This is a genomic window from Massilia varians (assembly GCF_027923905.1).
Taxonomy (GTDB): domain Bacteria; phylum Pseudomonadota; class Gammaproteobacteria; order Burkholderiales; family Burkholderiaceae_D; genus Telluria; species Telluria varians_B.
This window is the reverse complement of the sequence record NZ_AP026966.1, coordinates 4,276,583-4,296,097: the sequence shown is the minus strand read 5'-3', so window position 1 is coordinate 4,296,097 and position 19,515 is coordinate 4,276,583. Positions and strand designations below refer to the sequence as shown.

At 66.0% G+C, this 19,515-nt stretch carries 16 protein-coding genes; 5 read left to right on the top strand and 11 right to left on the bottom strand.

Going from position 1 to position 19,515, the window contains the following annotated elements; genetic code table 11:
- Positions 1-85 precede the first annotated feature (85 nt).
- On the top strand, positions 86-2,782 hold the full coding sequence (locus MasN3_RS19425; RefSeq protein WP_281909433.1) for a bifunctional diguanylate cyclase/phosphodiesterase: 2,697 nt from the start codon (positions 86-88) through the stop codon (positions 2,780-2,782).
- Positions 2,783-2,794: 12 nt separating this feature from the next.
- On the opposite strand, the gene MasN3_RS19420 is transcribed toward MasN3_RS19425, so the two are convergent.
- Positions 2,795-3,910 carry a collagen-binding domain-containing protein gene (locus tag MasN3_RS19420; RefSeq protein WP_281909432.1) on the bottom strand — a complete coding sequence of 372 codons (1,116 nt, stop codon included), beginning with the start codon at positions 3,908-3,910 and terminating at the stop codon, positions 2,795-2,797.
- Positions 3,911-4,267: 357 nt separating this feature from the next.
- On the opposite strand from MasN3_RS19420, the gene pulA reads away from it, so the two are divergent.
- Positions 4,268-7,327, top strand: a complete 3,060-nt coding sequence (pulA, locus tag MasN3_RS19415) for a pullulanase-type alpha-1,6-glucosidase (RefSeq protein ID WP_281909431.1) — start codon at positions 4,268-4,270, stop codon at positions 7,325-7,327.
- Positions 7,328-7,370: 43 nt separating this feature from the next.
- On the opposite strand, the gene MasN3_RS19410 is transcribed toward pulA, so the two are convergent.
- The 10 genes from MasN3_RS19410 to MasN3_RS19365 form a co-directional block, all read right to left on the bottom strand.
- On the bottom strand, positions 7,371-8,261 hold the full coding sequence (locus tag MasN3_RS19410; protein WP_281909428.1) for an MBL fold metallo-hydrolase: 891 nt from the start codon (positions 8,259-8,261) through the stop codon (positions 7,371-7,373).
- Between the two features lie 87 nt (positions 8,262-8,348).
- Positions 8,349-9,629: an RNA polymerase sigma factor gene (locus MasN3_RS19405; RefSeq protein WP_281914551.1), complete on the bottom strand. Its 1,281-nt coding sequence runs from the start codon at positions 9,627-9,629 to the stop codon at positions 8,349-8,351.
- Positions 9,626-10,051 (bottom strand): VOC family protein, encoded by a 426-nt coding sequence (locus MasN3_RS19400; RefSeq protein ID WP_281909426.1) that lies wholly within the window; start codon positions 10,049-10,051, stop codon positions 9,626-9,628. The genes MasN3_RS19405 and MasN3_RS19400 overlap by 4 nt, the downstream gene beginning before the upstream one ends.
- A 34-nt stretch (positions 10,052-10,085) precedes the next feature.
- Complete coding sequence (locus tag MasN3_RS19395; protein WP_281909425.1) at positions 10,086-10,454, bottom strand: YciI family protein; 369 nt, start codon at positions 10,452-10,454, stop codon at positions 10,086-10,088.
- 86 nt (positions 10,455-10,540) lie between these two features.
- Positions 10,541-10,903: a YciI family protein gene (locus tag MasN3_RS19390; RefSeq protein ID WP_281909423.1), complete on the bottom strand. Its 363-nt coding sequence runs from the start codon at positions 10,901-10,903 to the stop codon at positions 10,541-10,543.
- A 32-nt stretch (positions 10,904-10,935) separates the two neighbouring features.
- Complete coding sequence (locus MasN3_RS19385; RefSeq protein ID WP_281909421.1) at positions 10,936-11,730, bottom strand: hypothetical protein; 795 nt, start codon at positions 11,728-11,730, stop codon at positions 10,936-10,938.
- A 75-nt stretch (positions 11,731-11,805) separates the two neighbouring features.
- A complete protein-coding gene (locus MasN3_RS19380) occupies positions 11,806-13,674 on the bottom strand; it encodes a PhoH family protein (RefSeq protein WP_281909419.1) in 1,869 nt (622 codons plus the stop codon).
- 247 nt (positions 13,675-13,921) lie between these two features.
- Positions 13,922-14,392: a peroxiredoxin gene (locus tag MasN3_RS19375; RefSeq protein WP_281909418.1), complete on the bottom strand. Its 471-nt coding sequence runs from the start codon at positions 14,390-14,392 to the stop codon at positions 13,922-13,924.
- 181 nt (positions 14,393-14,573) lie between these two features.
- On the bottom strand, positions 14,574-14,948 hold the full coding sequence (locus tag MasN3_RS19370) for an SMR family transporter (protein ID WP_281909416.1): 375 nt from the start codon (positions 14,946-14,948) through the stop codon (positions 14,574-14,576).
- Between the two features lie 89 nt (positions 14,949-15,037).
- Positions 15,038-15,418 (bottom strand): Mth938-like domain-containing protein, encoded by a 381-nt coding sequence (locus tag MasN3_RS19365; protein ID WP_281909414.1) that lies wholly within the window; start codon positions 15,416-15,418, stop codon positions 15,038-15,040.
- A 229-nt stretch (positions 15,419-15,647) separates the two neighbouring features.
- Here MasN3_RS19365 and MasN3_RS19360 point away from each other — a divergent pair, with 229 nt between their 5' ends.
- From MasN3_RS19360 to MasN3_RS19350, 3 genes are all read left to right on the top strand, one after another.
- Positions 15,648-16,676: an IS5 family transposase gene (locus MasN3_RS19360; RefSeq protein WP_281914461.1), complete on the top strand. Its 1,029-nt coding sequence runs from the start codon at positions 15,648-15,650 to the stop codon at positions 16,674-16,676.
- 242 nt (positions 16,677-16,918) lie between these two features.
- Positions 16,919-18,145: a pyridoxal phosphate-dependent aminotransferase gene (locus tag MasN3_RS19355; RefSeq protein ID WP_281909412.1), complete on the top strand. Its 1,227-nt coding sequence runs from the start codon at positions 16,919-16,921 to the stop codon at positions 18,143-18,145.
- Between the two features lie 33 nt (positions 18,146-18,178).
- A complete protein-coding gene (locus tag MasN3_RS19350; RefSeq protein WP_281909411.1) occupies positions 18,179-19,498 on the top strand; it encodes a homoserine dehydrogenase in 1,320 nt (439 codons plus the stop codon).
- Positions 19,499-19,515: the final 17 nt, after the last annotated feature.

Sequence of the window (19,515 nt, the reverse complement as noted above, 5' to 3'; positions counted from 1 at the left end):
TGTATGGACGGCATCGTTTCACGGGGTATACTGCGATACGCCCCGTCCATGCCGTCCATATATTCACGCGTGCAGCGAAGAGACCTTGCCGACCGATCATTTGTCCGTTTCCGCCGTAGTCCCGCCAGTGCTGGTTTTTCTCCGCCGTCAGCGGTGGCTGCTGCTCTTGTGGGCCGCAGGTGCATTGGGACTGGCTGCCGCCTGGTGGGACCATGCAGCGCGCGATATCCGGCACGCGCAGCGCGACCATGCAGCCGCGCTGGAGCGCCAGGTCGACGCCTTCATGCAGAATCTGGTCATCCGCACGCAGCGCTCGGTTGCCGACTGCGACCGCCTGCTGCGGCTGGTGCGCCACGGCTGGGGCAGGCCCGGCCAGCGCAACGGCCTGGCTGGCACCCTTGAGTCAGGGATATTCTCTCGTGAATATATCTCCGCAATTCTCATCATCGACCGCCACGGCGTGGTCACGTCCAGCACTCACCCGCGAGCCGTCGGCATGGATGTCGGCGCCTTCGCGTTTTTCACCGCGCAGCGGGCGTCCGGTGCCGATCAGCTCCAGCTGAGCGCGCCTTTTGACGGCGAGTTGACCGGGCGCGAAGTGGTGGCGTTTTCGCGTCCCCTGCTGACGTCGGGGGGCAGCTTCGATGGCTTGGTCGTGATCACGGTCCTGCCTGCGTTCTTCACCCAGCACTATGCCGCGCCGACCATGGGCAGCCATGGTTTCGTTGCCGTGATGGACGCAAACGGCGCCATCCTCGCCAGCCGCAGCGGTTCCACCATCCATTCCTACAAGAAACCCTTCCTGCTGGCCTCGCCGCTTGTCCATGCGCCGGAAGGGACGGAGTGGCTCGACGGACGCGCATGGTTCGCCGACGGACGGACCCGCGTGGCGGCGTGGCGGCGCTTTCATGTCCCCGCTCTGGCCGCCGTGGTCGCGCTCGACGAGAGCGCGGCGATGGCGCGCTTCCGGGAAGTGCGTGAAGCGACGTTGCGCGTTACCCGGGCCGGTATCGCGGTGCTCCTGCTGGCCGCGCTGGCCGGCGCCGGCCTGCATGTCCACGCGCGCTGGCGCCGCCATCAGATCGAGTCGCTGCGTGCCACCTACCGGCTCGCCACGGAGAATGCGGGCGACGGCTTCTTCATCAACCGTCCGGTGCGCGACCGGGATGGGGTCGTGCGCGACTTCAGCGTCGTCGACTGCAATCAGCACGGGGCCGCCATGTTCGGCAAGCGTCCGGATGAGCTGATCGGGCATCGCCTGTCCGAGTTTTATCAGGGCGCGCTGTTCCGGAAGTCATGCGAACGGCTGTGCAAGGCACTCGACAGCGGCATCTACGAGCGTGAGCTGCCGGTGTCGCCGGGCCTGGACCAGCCGCTGCAGGCACGATGGATCCGCTACAAGGCGGTGCGCGACGGGGCCGACCTGGCGGTGACGATCCGCGACATCAGCGAATCGAAGGCCTACTTGACCGAGTTGGAGCGCCGCAGTAATTCGGACGCCCTGACCGGGCTTCCCAACCGTTTCTGGATCCAGCAGTACCTGCCGCGGGCAATCGCCGCTGCCTGCGCCGCGGGGCAAGGGATGGCGGTGCTGTTCATCGACCTGGACGGCTTCAAGACTGTCAACGACGCCCTCGGTCATGCGGCCGGCGACGACTTGCTGCGCACCGTCGGCACGCGACTGAAGATGGCGATGCGGCCGGGTGACCATGTGGTGCGCCTGGGCGGCGACGAATTCGTGGTGGTGCTGGAGCAGGTCGCCGGGCCGGACGACGTCGCACAGGCAGCCCGGCAGCTGCTGTCCGCTTTCCGGGACGGCTTCCAGCTCCAGAACGCCACCCATGTGCTCGGCGCGTCGATCGGCATCGCCCTGTTCCCCGAGCATGGCAGTGATGCACAGACCCTGCTCAAGCACGCGGACATCGCGATGTATGCCGTCAAGACCGAAGGGAAGGGCAGGTTTTGCTTCTTCCAGCCGCGCTTCTTCGAAGCCATCCGGGGCAGGCTGGAGACCGAAATGCAACTACGTCAGGCGCTCGACCGGTGCCAGTTCGTCGTTCACTACCAGCCGCGCGTCGACCTGCGCACGGGCGCCGTCTGCGCCATGGAGGCGCTGGTGCGCTGGGAGCGCCCGGGCCAGGGCTTGACCGGTCCCGACGGCTTCATCGGACTGCTCGAAGAAACCGGCCTAATCGTGCGCCTGGGGGAGCAGGTGATCGACGGCGTGTGCCGCCAGTTGGCCTGCTGGGCGCGCGCTGGGGCGGACCTGGTGCCGGTCTCGGTCAACATCTCGCCGCGCCAGTTCAGCCAGTCCGACGTGATGGCCCAGTTCCGCAGCGCGATTGCGCGCCACGGCGTCAACCCGGCGCTGCTGGAAATCGAAGTGACCGAATCGTCGATGATGCAGGAGGGGATCGGCCAGTCGGCCGTGTTCAGCCAGCTGCGCGCACTGGGCATCAAGCTGTGCATCGACGACTTCGGCACCGGCTACTCGGCGCTGTCGCAGTTGCAGAAGCTGCGCTTCGACGTGCTCAAGATCGACCGCGCCTTCATATTGCGGATCGCAGAACCGGAAGGGGACACGCTGATCGCCTCGATGGTCGCGATGGCGCACGCGCTCGGCATGCGGGTGGTTGCCGAAGGTATCGAGAGCCAGGAGCAGATGTGGCTGCTGCAGAGCCTCGGCTGCGACGAGGGGCAGGGCTACTTCTTCTCGCGCCCGGTGCCGCCGGACGCGTGCCGGCTGCCGCAGGTCCGGGCCCGCCTTGAACCGCATTCATGAAGCGGCTGGCGCTCATGCCGCCGCGCCGGCTCCTTTTACCCGCGCGGCCTTGCGCCGCCAACGCATGAAGCCCATCATCCCCACGCCGGTCAGCAGCAATCCCAGGCTCGCCGGTTCCGGCACCGCCACGGATTCGGGTAGCGATCCGGTGAAGGCCTGCAGGTGGATCTCGCCATACTGGTCTAGGCTCCTGGCATACACGCCGCCTTCGACGTTGGCGCCGCCGGTATTGCTGAACGTGCCATCCGCCACCAGCACCTGGCCGCCGAAGCTGCGCCCGACGCTCACGCTGTTGGCGCCTGCAAAATTCCAGATCAGCGAACTGCCCAGGCTGCGCGCCTCGTCGAAGTTGGCGCTGAGATTCAGGACCTTGTCGTCGGTGTTGAAGATGACCGTGCTGGCGCCGTTCAGCCTGAAACTCAGGTCGGTGGTGGTCGACGAGAAGATCTTGCTGTCGAGCGCGGTCAGGTCGAACACCAGCAAGCCGTCGACCGGGATGCCGAAAAACGTGACCCGCTGGTTGTTGTTGCTGAACAGGACTGAGGTGCCGGCGGTGGCCTGCAGCGCCGACAACTGGGAGGACAGGCTGCCCATTACCGATCCGACATCGGTAGAGGCCGACGCCGCCAGCGTGCCGTCCATCGTGGCCGTGGTCGCGTCCAGCACCTTGCCGTTCAGGTTGACGCCGCTGTAGCTGGCGGCGTGGATCTTCTGGCCGAAATTCACGTTGGAAGCGGCGCCGCCGATCCAGACATTGCCATTGAAGCTGGCGTTCGACGCCGCGCCGCCGATGTGGCTTTCGCCGGCGTTGACGGTCAGGCCGCTGGCGTTGCCGCCGACCACAGCGCCCAGGCCATTCACCTTCACGTTGCCGCCGGTATTGCCGCCGACGGTCAGGCCGGCATAGCGCGAGGGCGCCGTCCTGCCCGGGTGCTGCACATAGTCTCCGCCAGTCACATTGCCGCCGACATAGGTGCGGCCGTCGACGTGCGAGGTCGAATTCAGGTTGCCGCTGACGACAACGTTGAACTGCTGAAGCATCTCGCTGGCGGACAGCGGTCCTGCGTTTGCCTGGCTGGCGTAACACAGCATGACTGCGGCAAGCGCAATGGTAGTGCGAGCGATCATGAGAGAGCTCCGGGTAGGAAGGCGGATAGCGCCATGTTGAATATTATTAACGTTTATTTCCTAATGGATATTACGGTCTTGTGATTCTTTGCGCAAGAAATTTATCGAATTTGAGTTGCAGATCCGGCAATGGTGCATAAGGGAGCGAAGCGCAACCGTACGGCTCCCGACCACGTGGATTTGTTTCGTGTTCCTTTACATTTGTATGCACGCTGGTAGTAATATTACATGGTGGCGCTCGCCACCGTTGCCGCTCGCGGCCTCGCTGCCCGGGTAATGGCGTGTAAAAACAATGACAAAGGGGACACCATGCGCACTAGAAGTAGTTTGACTTCACCGCTACGGCACGGTTTGGCCGTGTGCGGACTATTGGCGGCGGTCGCCGGCATCGGCCTGCCCGCGGCCGGTGCCTTCGCCCAGCAGCCGGCGGCAAGCGCCGCCGCGCCGGTCGCGCCCGGCACGATCCGCATCCATTTCCGCCGCGTCCAGAACGACACCGCCCAGTGGGGCGTGTATTCCTGGGACGGCCCGGCCAGGCCCAGTTCGGCCTGGATCACGGACCGCTTCATGTTCACGCAGAGCGACGATTTCGGTGGCTGGGTCGACATCCCGCTGGCAGCAAACAAGACCGCCCTGTGGTTCCTCGTCACCGACGGCAGCGGCACCAAGAACTGCGGCGCCGACCAGGGCGCGCCGCTACCCGCCGACGTGGGTAGCCGTGGCCACGAGATCTGGCTGCTGGAGGGCGACTGCAGCATCTACACCGTGCCGCCCGCGCTCAGCTACGGCAGCCTGGCCCAGGCCGGCGCCCACTGGCTGGCCGCCGGGACACTGGCCTGGCCGGGCGCGCCTGCCAGCGGCAGCTACAAGCTGTACTACGCCGTCAACGGCGGCCTCGGCTCGGGCGCGGCTGGCGTCACCGGTGCCGACGGCAGCATGGACCTGCGCCTGGCGCCGCTGCCGGACGCGGTCAGCGCGAACTACCCGCACCTGGCGGGCAGCACCGGCCTGGCCCTGTCGGCGTTTGATGCGGCCAGGGTCGCGGCCCTGGTTAGCGCCCAGTTCGCGATCGCCCAGTTCGACGCGGCCGGCAAGCTGGTGCAGGTGACCTCGCTGCAGAGCGCCGGCATGCTCGACGACGTGTTTGGCGCGCGCGCCGTCAATACCGAACTCGGCGTGAGCTTCAACGGCGCCGGGGTGCCGACCTTCCGCCTGTGGGCGCCGACCGCCAAGTCGGTGGCGCTCGACATCTATCCGGACGCGAACGCCCCCGCCGCCAGCCAGCTGCCGATGCGCCTGGATAGCGCCACCGGGGTATGGAGCTACACCGCGCCCAACGCCGGCTGGACCAACCGCGCCTACTACACCTATACCGTCAAGGTGCTGTCGCGCTGGGCCGACAACACGCTGGTGACGAATACCGTCACCGACCCTTATTCGGTGAGCCTGAACGCCAACAGCGCGCGCAGCTTTCTCGCCAACCTCGACAGCCCCGAGCTCAAGCCGCGCAACTGGGACAAGCATCGCATCCCGGCGCTCGCGCACCCGGCCGACATCTCCATCTACGAGCTGCACGTGCGCGACTTCTCGGTCAACGACGACTCGGTGCCGGCCGCGCGGCGCGGCAAGTACCTGGCTTTCGCCGAACGCAACTCGCGCGGCATGCGCCACCTGCAGTCGCTGCAGAAGGCGGGCCTGAGCCACGTGCACCTGCTGCCCGTGTTCGACATCGCCAGCGTCAACGAAGCCGGCTGCCTGTCGCCGGCGATCCCGGATGCCGGCCCGGCGTCAAGCGCCCAGCAGGCCGCGATCGAGGCGGTGCGCGATGCCGACTGCTTCAACTGGGGCTACGATCCGGTGCACTACAACGCGCCGGAAGGCAGCTATGCTTCGAACGCCAACGACGGCGCCGCGCGCGTGCGCGAGTTCCGCGAGATGGTGCAGAGCCTGCACGAGGCCGGCCTGCGGGTCGCCATGGACGTGGTCTACAACCACACCAGCGCCTCGCAGCAGGGACCGCTGTCGACCCTAGACAAGATCGTGCCGGCCTATTACTACCGCCTGAACGAGAAGGGCGCCAACCTGAACGACAGCTGCTGCGCCGACACCGCCGCCGAGCACACCATGATGGCCAAGCTGATGCGCGACTCGGTGGCGCTGTGGGCCAGCGCGTACAAGGTCGACAGCTTCCGCTTCGACATCATGAGCTTCGCGCCGCTGAGCGTGATGAAGGGCTTGCAGGCGCACGTGAACCAGGCCGCCGGCCGCGAGATCTACCTGTACGGCGAAGGCTGGAACTTCGGCGCGGTCGCCGATGACCGGCGCTTCGTGACGGCGCGCCAGGCCAACCTGTTCGGCACCGGCATCGGCTCCTTCAACGACCGCCTGCGCGACACGGTGCGCGGCGGCGGCTGCTGCGACGGCGGCGAGAACCTGATTAGCCAGCAGGGCTTCATCAACGGCGCCTGGGTCGACCCGAACCACCTGGCCAGGCAGTCGCGCGACGATGCGCTGCGCCTGGCCGACCTGGTGCGCGTGGGCCTGTCGGGCACCCTGCGCGACTACCGCTTCGTCGACCGCTTCGGTTCGCTGCGCAGCAATGCCGACATCGACTACTTCGGCCAGCGCGCCGGCTACACCGCCAGCCCGGTCGAGACCATCAACTACGTCGAGAAGCACGACAACCAGACCCTGTTCGACATCAACGCCTTCCGCCTGCCGCAATCGACCTCGCTGGCGGACCGGGTGCGGGTGCAGAACCTGGGTGCGGCCATCGTGCTGCTTTCGCAGGGCATTCCCTTCATTCATGCGGGCCAGGAGCTGCTGCGTTCCAAGTCGCTCGACCGCGACAGCTACAACGCGGGCGACTGGTTCAACCGCCTCGACTACAGCTATGCGTCGAACAACTTCGGCGTGGGCTTGCCTTCCGCCGACAAGAACCGCGACAACTGGGACCTGATGCGGCCAGTGCTGGAAAACCCGCTGATCAAGCCGGACACCAGGGCGATCCTGGCGGCCAGGGAGGCGTTCGAAGACCTGCTGCGGATCCGCAGCGACAGCAGCCTGTTCCGGCTGCGCAGCGCGAAGGACGTGGAACAGCGCCTGCGCTTCTACAATACCGGGCCGGACCAGCTGCCCGGCCTGGTGGTGATGCACATCGACGCGGAACAGCCGGGCCGCTACCCGGACGCGCGCTACCGCAGCGTGGCGGTGCTGTTCAACGTGGACAAGGAAGCGAAGACGATCGCGATTCCGGAGCTCAAGGGGCGCAAGTTCAAGCTGCACCAGGTGCAGGTCAGCTCGACTGACCCGGTGGTGAAGACCTCCGGCTACGGCGACGCCGACGGCAGCTTCACGATCCCGGCGCGCACGGCGGCGGTGTTCGTCGAGAAGGGAGCGAGCCGCGGCGAGGAGTAAGCGGCAAACGGCCAGGATGCAGGATGGTCCTGGCCGGCATGCATCACAGCGTGATTTCCAGGCCTTCGAAGGCCAGCCGCACCTGCAGCTCGCCCAGGTGCTCGCGGTAGCGCGCCATCACGGCGGCGAATGCGGCCTCGAGCTCGTCGTCGCCGCGGGTCGGCTCGTGGTGGGTGCAGTACAGGGCGCGCGCGCCCACGCGCAGCGCCATCTCGATGGCGGCATCGAAGGTGCCGTGGCCCCAGCCGGCCTTGGACGGGTATTCCTCGCGGGTGTAGGAGCAGTCGACGACCAGTGCGTCCACGCCCGCCATGGCGGCGTCGATCGCGCGCTGGCGCTCGCCCAGGTGCGCCTCGAACGCGTCGAAGGCCGAATCGCCCGGCGGATAGGGGTTGTGCCAGGGTTCGTGGTCGCCAGTGAAGAACAGCGAGCGGCCATTGCAGGAGATCCGGTAGCCGAGGTTGGTGACCGGGTGGTTCATCAGGACGTTGTCGACCACCGCATCGCCGACCGCGACCGGCGTGCCGATGTCGAGGGTGCGGTACTCGATGGTGGCATCCATCTGGGTTTCGCTGACCGGGAAGTAGATGTTCTGCAGCTGCACCGCCATCACGTGCTCGATGCCCTGGCCGCTTGCCGGATCGTGGGCGCCGTGCAGGCGCACCCGGCTGCCCTCGATGAACAGCGGGGTAAAGAAGGGCAGCCCATGGATGTGGTCCCAGTGGCTGTGGGTGATGAAGAGGTTGGCCTGGATCGGCGCCGGCTGCGCCACCAGGCGTTGGGCCAGCGGGAACAGGCCGGTGCCGGCGTCGAGGATGATCAGGGTGCCATCGTCGCTGCGCACTTCGATGCAGGTGGTGTTGCCGCCGTAGCGCGCCGTGCGTGGGCCTGGCGACGGGATCGAACCACGCACCCCCCAGAAGCGGAATTTCATCGGGACTCCCAGCCGGATTGTGATGTTATTGGAATACCGGGCATGATAAGGCCATTGCTTCCAACAGCACCGACAATCTGCGCCGGTTCACGGAGAGGGGTGCGGCGCGCGGGCGCGTGCGAGCAGCAGTTCGCGCTCGCGGCTGTTGGCGGTCATGGCGGCGGCGCGTTCGAATTCGCGGCGCGCTTCCTCGAGGCGTCCCAGCTTGGCGAGCAGGTCGGCGCGCACGCTCGGCAGCCAGTGGTAGCCGGCCAGCTTGCCGTCCAGGAGCAGCGCATCGGCGAGCAGCAGGCCGGCGGCCGGACCGTCGGCCATGCCCACTGCCACCGCGCGGCTCAGTTCGACCACCGGCGAAGGCTGGACCTGCGCCAGCTCGGCGTACAGCGCCGCGATCGCCCGCCAGTCGGTGTCGCCGGCAGCGCGGGCGCGGGCGTGGCAGGCCGCGATCTCGGCCTGCAGCACATAGGGGCCGCGCGCCTGGCCGAGCTGCGCGGCGCGCGCGAGCGCCGCCAGGCCGCGCCGCACCAGCACCCCGTCCCAGCGCGCGCGGTCCTGGTCGAGCAGCAGCACCGGGCGCCCTTCGGCGTCGAGGCGCGCTCCCATGCGCGAGGCCTGCAGCTCCATCAGCGCGACCAGGCCGTGCGCCTCCGGCTCGCTCGGGGCCAGCTCGGCCAGCATGCGCCCCAGGCGCAAGGCTTCCTCGAGCAGGGCGGGGCGCATCCAGTCCTCGCCGGCGGTGGCGGTATAGCCTTCGTTGAAGATCAGGTAGACCGCTTCCAGCACGGCGCCGAGGCGTTCGCCCAGCTCGCTCGGTGGCGGCAGTTCGAAGGGCACGCGCGCCTCGCCCAGGGTGCGCTTGGCGCGCACGATGCGCTGGGCCATGGTGGCCTCCGGCACCAGGAAGGCGCGGGCGATCTCCTGGGTCGACAGGCCGCCCAGCAGCTTGAGCGTGAGCGCCAGGCGGGCGTCGAGCGAGAGCACCGGGTGGCAGGCGGTGAACATCAGGCGCAGCAGGTCGTCGCCAATCACGTCCTGGCGGGCGTCGTCGAGGCTGTCGACGAAATCGGGTACGACCAGGGCTTGCTGGGCTTCGAGGTCGAGGCCGATGCGCTCCAGCTTCTGGCGCAGCAGGCGGTCGCGGCGCAGGCGGTCGAGCGCGGCATGCTTGGCCGTGGTGGTGAGCCAAGCGCCGGGATTGTCCGGTATGCCCTGGCGCGGCCAGTGCTCGAGGGCCACCACCAGAGCGTCCTGGGCCAGCTCCTCGGCCAGGCCGACGTCGCGCACCATGCGCGCCACGACCGCCACGATCCTGGCCGACTCGATGCGCCAGACGGCGGCGATGCTGCGCTCGACCTGGGCATCCATCAGATCTGGGCTTGCGCGTCTTCTGCCTGCGCCGGCGTGCTGTCGATGTAGGTCAGCGCCCACATGTGGCCGTCGAGGTCTTCGAAGCCGTGCTGGTACATGAAGCCGTGTTCTTCCGCCGGTTCCGGCAGGGCGGCGCCCAGCTCCCGCGCCTTGCTGGCCACGGCATCGACCTCGGCGCGGCTGTCGCAGAACAGGCACAGCAGCGCGATCCGGCTGGTGCGCGGGTCGGCCAGCGGCTTGGCGCACAGGGTCCGGGCGAAGTCCTCGCGCGCCAGCATCACGAAGATGTCGTCGGAGACGCGCATCCCGGCGCCGTTCTGGCTGCTGAAGCGGGCATCGAAGTCGAAGCCGAGGGCGCTGAAGAAGTGCTTGCTGCGTTCGAGGTCTTGCACCGGAAGGGTGATGGCGATCTGTTCTTTCATGATGGTTGTGGTTCTTGGCTTGTCGGAAGGGGCGTCAGAAAGGCAGGTCGGCCGGCTCGTAGAGGCGGCGGACTTCGATCTCGGCACTGGCGGACTCGCCGTGCGGATTGGGGAAACGGCGCGACCACTCCATCGCTTCCTCGCGCGAGCGCACCTGGATCAGGGTGTAGCCGGCGATCAGCTCCTTGGTGTCGGCGAAGGGACCGTCGGTGACGCTGCGGCGCTGCCCGTCGTAGCGGATGCGCCAGCCGTCGCGGCTGGGGCGCAGACCGTTGGCGTCGAGCAGGACGCCGGCACGGGCCAGTTCCTGGTTGTAGGCGGACATGGCGTCGAACAGGGATTGGGCGGGCATGATGCCGGCTTCCGTGTCGGGGGTGGCCTTGACGATGATCATGAAACGCATGCTGTTCTCCTTGTCGTGGGGCGGCGCCCGGGGGACGCTCGCTCCTACGACGAAGGACGGCGCCGCGAATCGACATGCGGCCGCATTTATTTTTCGCGATCGAAACAGGGCGCCAGGCCGCGCACCTCGACGGTGGCCCATTCGGCCGCCGGGCACTGCTGCGCCAGCGCGACCGCTTCTTCGCGCGTGCCGACGTTCACCAGGAAGAAGCCGCCCACCATTTCCTTGGCCTCGGCAAACGGGCCGTCGACGATGCGCGCCTTTCCGGCCGCGGCCGTGACGCGCACCGCCTGGTCGGTCGATGCTAGCGATTCCGCGGCCAGCAGCAGGCCGCGGCTGCGCAGGTCCTCGCCCCAGCGCAGCATGCGCTCGTACAGATGGCGGCCTTCGAGCTCGGTGCGGGTGGCGCGCTGGCCGACGGGTTCATGGATCAACAACATGTGCGGCATGGGACTCTCCTCGGTGGATGAACGCGGCTATTCTATGCCGCCTTTTCTCCTCCGGCATGCTGCTGCGCGTAAAAACGCCGCATGCCCCATTTGACCGCGAGCTGCACCATGAGTGCGGCGCCGGTCGCCAGCAGGAAGGCCATGCCGATCGGCTGCGCGCGCAGCAGCAGCGACAGCACCAGGCAGAACACCGCGAAGGCGTAATAGCCCTGAACCATGCCGCGCAGCAGGGCCACCGCGAAGCCCGGACCGTTCGCACGGTGCGAGAAGCCGACCAGCACCGTGCTCATCACCGGGAACATCGCGAACAGGCCGGCAAAGCGCGGCCCGAGACCGGCGGCGGCATAGGTCACGCACAGCGTCAGCAGGGCGCCGGCCAGCATGCGCCATGGCAGGTCCCCGGCCGGCTTGGCGGTGGCAGCCGGCGCCGGGGCCGGACCGAACAGGCGGGGCGACACCAAGAGCGCGGCCACGACGATGGCGAAGCCGGCCCACGGCGGCGGCAGGACGGGCTGCGCCTGCAGCGCCAGCACGGCCATGCCGTAGGCCAGCAGGGCGGCGCACATTGCGCGCGCCATGCCGAGCCGGGCGCAGCGCGCATAGGCGATGCTGAAGACCAGGATGGCCAGCACCGCCAGCAGGGTATTGGCGGCGGCGCTGGCCGCGAACTGGGCGCCCTGTTCGAGCGAGATCACCAGGAGGATCGGGCCGGAGACGATGGGAAAGGCGGACAGCCAGCCGGCCACGCCCGGCCCCCAGCGGCGGCCGGCCAGGGTGACGAGGGCGATCAGGACGGGTACGAGCAGCAGTTTGAGCAGGAAGATCATGCGCGATGAATAAGAAGCACAAAAGAAAAACGCCCGCCTGGACAGGCGAGCGTTTTTGGCGTGGAAACGAAACGTTTACAGCACTTCGCTGGCGTGGTCCGCCAAGCGCGAGCGTTCGCCGCGCGCCAGGGTCACGTGGCCGCTGTGGCTCCAGCCCTTGAAGCGGTCGACCACGTAGGTCAGGCCGCTGGAGCCTTCGGTGAGGTAAGGCGTGTCGATCTGGGCGATGTTACCCAGGCACAGGATCTTGGTGCCGGGACCGGCGCGCGTGACCAGGGTCTTCATCTGCTTCGGCGTCAGGTTCTGCGCCTCGTCGATGATGAGGAACTTGTTGACGAAGGTGCGGCCGCGCATGAAGTTGAGCGACTTGATCTTGATGCGCGAACGGATCAGGTCCTGGGTCGCGGCGCGGCCCCAGTCGCCGCCGTCGCTGTCCGACTTCATCAGGACTTCCAGGTTGTCGTCGAAAGCGCCCATCCACGGCGACATCTTTTCTTCCTCGGTGCCCGGCAGGAAGCCGATGTCTTCGCCGACCGGCACGGTGACGCGGGTGACGATGATCTCGTTGTACTGCTTGGTCTCCAGCACTTGCGCCAGGCCCGCGGCCAGCGCCAGCAGGGTTTTACCGGTGCCGGCCTGGCCGAGCAGGGTGACGAAGTCGCACTCCGGATTCATCAGGAGGTTCAGGGCGAAGTTCTGCTCGCGGTTGCGCGCCGTGATGCCCCACACATTGTTCTTGTTGTGGCTGTAGTCGCGCAGGGTCTGGAACACCGCGGTCTTGCCATTGATCTGTTTTACCTGGCCATAGAAGGGCGCTTCGCCGCCGCGCGGCTCGATGAACACAAACTGATTCACGAGCAAGGTCGGGATCAAGGGCCCGGTCACGCGGTAATAGGTGGCCGCGTTGCCGTTCTTGTTTTCCTGCCAGGACTCCATGTCCTTGCCGTGCTTGTTCCAGAAATCGTCCGGCAACTGGACGATGCCCGAGTACAGCAGGTCGGTGTCTTCCAGCACATGGTCGTTGAAGTAATCCTCAGCCGGCAAGCCCAGCGCGCGCGCCTTGATGCGCATGTTGATGTCTTTCGACACCAGCACGATGGCGCGGCCGGACATGCGCTCTTCGAGGGCACGGACGACGCCCAGGATCTGGTTGTCGGCCTTGCCCTCGGGCAGGCCTTCCGGCAGCGGCGCCGATTCCAGGTTGGTCTGGAAATACAGGCGTCCGCGCGCATCCTTGTTGCCGAGCTTGGCCAGCGGGATGCCGGCCTCGATGGCGTCGTCGTCGACGTTGGCGATCAGGGCGTCGAGGGTGCGCGCCACCTGGCGCGCGTTGCGCGCGACTTCCGACATGCCCTTCTTGTGGTTGTCGAGCTCCTCGAGCGTCATCATCGGCAGGTAGACGTCGTGTTCCTCGAAGCGGAACAGCGAGGTCGGGTCGTGCATCAACACGTTGGTATCGAGCACGAAGACCTTGGCGATGCCGCTCTTGTCGGCCTTGCGGCTGGTGGAGGACTTGACCGTGACCTCGACCGGCTTGTGCTTGGCCGGATGCGGCTGGTCGACATCGAGCTCGCGGGTACGGACCACCGGCAGGCGCGCGCCGGCGCCATCTTTCGACTTGCGCGCCGGGCCCTTGGCCAGCGGCGCCGTGCCGGTAGGCGCTTCCGCGCTCGGGGCGCCGACGACATCGACCGGTGCGGTGCCGACCGTGCCGGCGGCGTTGCCGGCAGTGGCCGCATCATTGGCAGCGGGCGCGGCGGCCTTGGCCTTGCGTGTGCGGGTCGCCTTCGGCGTCGGCACGGCCTGGCCGCTGATCAGTTCTTGAAGTTCGGCCTCGGCGGTCGCGGAGGCCGGGCGCACGGGCGACTTGCCCGGTTCGGCTTTGGGATAATCTTTTGCCAGCAGCATGGTCGCTGGCTTGCTTGGCATTTTTGGCAGTGGCATCAGGTTCTCGATTCGAAAAAGGACTTAATGGGACGTGCGGGCGCAGCTCGGGGCGCGCCGCTGCACGGAAACGATGCTACTTGGGGGTGGTGCGGTGGCTGGCGATGCCAGCTTGAGGGCTGCGGCCGGAGGATGCCGGTCCGGCAGCAGCGGAAGAGGACATGCTGATGAAATACGCGCTGACTCAAAATAGGTGGCAATCGTCCAGCAAAGTTATCGACACTGGGTTGCTGGAGCCATCCGTTTTTCAGGGCTGGCTCTTCAGAAATTCCAGCACTTCGGCCACGTGGTCGTTGACTTTCACGCCACGCCATTCTTTCACCAATCGGCCTTGAGCGTCAATGATAAACGTACTGCGCTCAATGCCGCGCACTTGTTTGCCGTACATGTTTTTCATCTTCATGACACCGAACTGGCTGCACACCGCTTCTTCCGGATCGGAGATCAGTTCGAAGGGCAGACCCAGCTTGCCCTTGAAGTTTTCGTGCGAGCGCAGGGAGTCGCGGCTGATGCCGTAGATCTCGGCCTGCGCGGCCTGGAATGCCGGGTAGGCTTCGCGGAAGGCGATGCTCTCGGTGGTGCAGCCCGGCGTATTATCCTTGGGATAGAAGTACAGCACGGTGTACTTCGCCGGACGGCCGGCCAGTTCGAAGGTCTGGCCTCCCGTCATGGGGGCGCTGAAGTTGTCGATGGTAGCGGCGGTTTGGCTCTCGGCCACGGGATTCTCCTGGTGTCATGGCGCACTGGCGCCGGGTCCCTGCAGGGCAGCGGATACCGGAATGATAATCGGCGTGGCCGCCGCTTGCTAGTCCGTATTGACATCGTCGATGCAGGTTTCACCCCGCAATATTGCGCGGGTTTTCATTTCTTCAAGATGCGAAATGGAAATAATTGTAGGGTCAACTACGCGCCAGCAAGACCACGCCCAGCACGATCACGCCCAGCGCCAGCATGCGCTGGGGCGAGATCACTTCGCCCAGGAACATCCAGGCGCCCACGGCGCCGATCACGTAGCCGAGCGAGAGCATCGGGTAGGCGACCGTGACGTCGGTGCGCGACAGGCCCAGGATCCAGACCACCAGCGACACCCCGTAGCACAGCATGCCGAGCACGATCGGCCACTGGGTGGCGACCTTGAGGCCGGTCATGAACCAGTTGTCGCGGGTGAGGTGGATGGCGCCGCCGAGGGCGTTGGTGCCGGCCTTGAGCAGGAGCTGGGCGGCGGCGTTCAGGATGACGCCGGTGATGATGAAGGCGAAAGCTGATGCGTTCATTGTATTGATTATTTGGCGGGAGCTTCGGAAGGGCGCAAACGAGCCCGCGCCGGGGCGCAGCGCGGATCGGGACGCGGCAGGGCGGAAAATCAGGCGCCGCTGCCGATGATCAGGGCCAGCGTGACCTTGCGGCCTTCGCCCATCAGCACGTTGTAGGTGCGGCAGGCGGCCTGGTTGTCCATGCAATCGACGCCCACGTGCATGCTCGACAGGCTGGCCACCAGTTTCGGGTGGACGAAACGCTGGCGCTCGCCGGTGCCGAGCACCACGACATCCGGGGCATCCCTGGCGATTTCCTCGAAGTGGGCCGCGCTCAGGTCTTCGAAACGGGTCACGTTCCAGGGACGCGGCGGCACTTCCGGCATGACGGTCAGGCTGAAGTTGAAACGCTGGGCATTGATCTCGACACCGCTGGCGTCATAGCCGGTGACGGTCTGGTACTGCTGGGTATTGTCGGAATGGAGCTTCATCGTAGCGGATGGCAGTGACATCGAAGCAGCCATTGTAACCGGAGAGGCGGGCCGTCCCGCACGCCGGCACGCCGGCCGGCAAGCCGCGCTGATTTTCGGGCCATTCGGCAGGATTTTATTTGGCCGGCAGGGGGTGAGGTTGCTTAAGGGCACCTCGAAAAACCTCGGCTGACCTGACGCAAGCTGGGTAAAATCCTGACATCGAACCAAGCCAGCGAGTGTCGTGATGATGAAACCCCGGATCAGTCTATTTGCCGAGCAGGAGCGTGAGGATCGGCGGTCGAAACTGGGTGATCCGTTGGTGGGCCTGGCCGAGCATGTGGATTTCGAGGCGCTGGCGGCACGTATCGATGCCGTCGCGCCGCGTCCGTCGCGGGCCAAAGGCGGCCGTCCGCCATACCCGACAGTACTGATGATCAAGATCCTGGTGCTGCAACAGCTCTACAACCTGGCCGATGACGCGCTGGAGTATCAGTTGCTGGACCGCCGCAGCTTCCTGCGTTTTCTGGATCTGACTGAAAGCAGCAGTATCCCCGACGCCAAAACGATCTGGCTGTTCCGTGACCGTCTGGCGCAGGCGGGCGTAGGCGATCAGGTATTCGAACAAGTCCAGCAGCAATTGCTGTCGCAAGGCTATCTGGCGCGCTGCGGCCAGATCGTCGACGCCTCGCTGGTTCAGGCACCGGTTCAGCGCAACAAGCGAGAAGAAGCCGAGACGGTCAAAGAAAGCACGATGCCGCTGAGCTGGAAGCCGCACAAGCGGGCACAGAAAGACGTTGATGCCAAGTGGACCAAAAAGCACGGCAAGAATCACTTTGGCTACAAGTTGCATGCCAGTGTTGACAAGCGTTGCAAGCTGATCCGCAAGATCGTCGTCACCCACGCTGCGGTGGCAGATACCAACGTCTTTGAAGAGTTGCTCGACCTGAACAATACTAGTCGCGATGTGTATGCCGACCGGGGCTACCCCAGCCTTGAACGGGAAACCAGATTGAAGCAGGCGGGCTGGCGCGTGCACATCCAGCGACGCGGCCATGCAACCAAAGGCATTTCCGACACGCAGAAGCGACGCAATCGCGCGATCGCCACGCCGCGCGCTCGTGTCGAGCATGTGTTTGGCGCCTTGGCGCAGATGGGCGGCAAATTGGTGCGCTGCCTGGGGATCGTGCGCACGACGTTCGCCCTGCACCTGAAAGCGGCCAGTTACAACCTCAAGCGTCTCGTCTTCTTGAAGAAACACGGGGTTGCACCGTTCTAAACCAGCAGTTTGGCAGCCTTCGGCTGCCAAACTGGCCTGATTCGAGGGCGATCTTCGCTATCAAAATGACGCTGCCGGCGCGCGCAACAGCTCGGGGCCATTCGATCGCGCGTCATATCGCCTCGATCATGCCAAAAGCCGGGTTATTCGAGGTGGCCTTAAATCGGGCGCTTTCGGCAGAATGGGTATTTTTCGCACTGCAACAAATGTGCAGGCGCGAGACCAAGCTCACAGGGGATACTTTGCGACCGATCCTGAAATCGAACAAGCTGGACGACGTTTGCTACGAAATCCGCGGCCCGGCCATGGAAAAGGCCCGCGAGATGGAAGACGACGGCCAGAAGATCATCAAGCTCAACATCGGCAACCTGGCCGTGTTCGGTTTCGATCCGCCCGACGAGATCGTGCACGACATGATCCGCAACATGCACGGCGCGGCCGGCTACACCGACTCGAAGGGCATGTTCGCGCCGCGCAAGGCGGTCATGCACTATACCCAGAGCAAGAACATCGAGGGCGTGGGCATCGATGACATCTACCTGGGCAATGGCGCATCCGAGCTGATCGTGATGGCCATGCAGGGCCTTCTGAACAATGGCGACGAAGTGCTGGTGCCGGCGCCCGATTATCCGCTGTGGACCGCGGCGGTGAGCCTGGCCGGCGGCAACCCGGTGCACTACGTGTGCGACGAGGGGGCCGGCTGGCTGCCGGACATCGAGGACATGCGCAGGAAGATCACGCCGAACACGCGCGCGATCGTGGTCATCAATCCGAACAACCCGACCGGCGCGCTGTACCACCGCGAGGTGCTGCTCGAGATCGTCGAACTGGCGCGCCAGCACGGCCTGATCATCTACGCCGACGAGATCTACGACAAGACCCTGTACGACGGCGCGCAGCACGTCTCGATCGCCTCGCTGGCCGACGACGTTCTGTTCCTGACCCTGAACGGCCTGTCGAAGAACTACCGCTCCTGCGGCTACCGGGCCGGCTGGATGGTGGTCTCGGGAGACAAGCGCCACGCCAAGGGCTACATCGAAGGCCTGAACATGCTGGCCTCGATGCGCCTGTGCGCCAACGCGCCGGGCCAGTTCGCGATCCAGACCGCGTTGGGGGGCTACCAGAGCATCGCCGACCTGGTCGGCCCCGGCGGGCGCCTCCTGAAACAGCGCGACCTCGCGCACAAGCTGCTCACCGATATTCCGGGCGTGTCCTGCGTCAAGCCACAAGCGGCGCTGTACATGTTCCCACGCCTCGACCCGAAGATGTACCCGATCGCGGACGACCAGCAGTTCATCTGTGAACTGCTATCCGAGGAAAAAGTGCTGCTGGTGCAAGGCACCGGCTTCAACTGGATCGCCCCGGACCATTTCCGGCTGGTGTTCCTGCCCAATTCCGACGACCTGACGGATGCCTGCGGACGCATTGCGCGCTTCCTCGACGGCTACCGACGACGCCACGCGCGCTGACGGACCTGACGGTCACTAACGAGATACGAGATCATGAAACCCATCAAAGTAGGCCTCCTGGGCATCGGCACCGTCGGTGCCGGCACCTTCAACGTTCTTCAACGCAACCAGGAGGACATCCGTCGCCGCGCCGGCCGCGGGATCGAGATTACGATGGTGGCGGCGCGCAACCTGGAGAAGGCGCGCGGGATCGTCGGCGCCGGCGTGGAAGTCGTCGGCGACCCCTTCGCGGTGGTGGATCATCCGGACATCGACATCGTCGTTGAATTGATCGGCGGCTACGAGTTGCCGCACGCATTGGTGCTCAAGGCGATTGCCAACGGCAAGCACGTGGTGACCGCGAACAAGGCCCTGCTGGCGCTGCACGGCAACGAGATCTTCGCCGCGGCCCAGGAAAAGGGCGTGATGGTGGCCTTCGAGGCGGCCGTTGCCGGCGGGGTGCCGATCATCAAGGCGCTGCGCGAAGGCCTGACCGCCAACCGTATCGAATCCGTGGCCGGCATCATCAACGGCACCACCAACTTCATCCTCTCGGAAATGCGCGAGAAGGGCCTGGACTTCGCCACCGCGCTCCAGCAAGCCCAGGAGCTGGGCTATGCCGAGGCCGACCCGACCTTCGACATCGAGGGCGTGGACGCGGCGCACAAGCTCACCATCATGTCGGCGATCGCCTTCGGCATCCCGGTGCAGTTCGACAAGGCCTACATCGAGGGCATCAGCCAGCTGCAGGCGCGCGACATCTCGTATGCCGAGCAGCTCGGCTACCGCATCAAGCTGCTGGGCATCACGCGCCGCACCCATACGGAGAGCGGCGAGGGCATCGAGCTGCGCGTGCACCCGACCCTGATCCCGGCGGGAAGGCTGATCGCCAACGTGGAAGGCGCGATGAACGCGGTGCTGGTGCAGGCCGATGCGGTCGGCGCGTCGCTGTACTACGGCAAGGGCGCAGGCTCCGAGCCGACCGCCTCCGCCGTGATCGCCGACCTGGTCGACGTGACCCGCCTGGCCACCGTCGACCCGTACTGCCGCGTGCCGCACCTGGCCTTCCAGCCGAACGAAATGACCGACGTGGCGATCGTGCCGATGGCCGAAATCACCACCAGTTATTATCTGCGCGTCTATGTGAAGGACCAGCTCGGCGTGATGGCCGACCTGACCCGCATCCTGGCCGACGCCGGCATCTCGATCGACGCGGTGCTGCAGAAGGAGCCGGGCGACCAGGTCAACCTCGACATCATCCTGCTGACCCACCAGACCCGCGAGAAGAACATCATCGCGGCGATCGAGAAGATCGAGAAGCTGCCGGCGGTGATCGGCAAGGTCACCCGCATCCGTCTGGAAACCCTGGCCTGAGGACGCGCCGCCGGGCC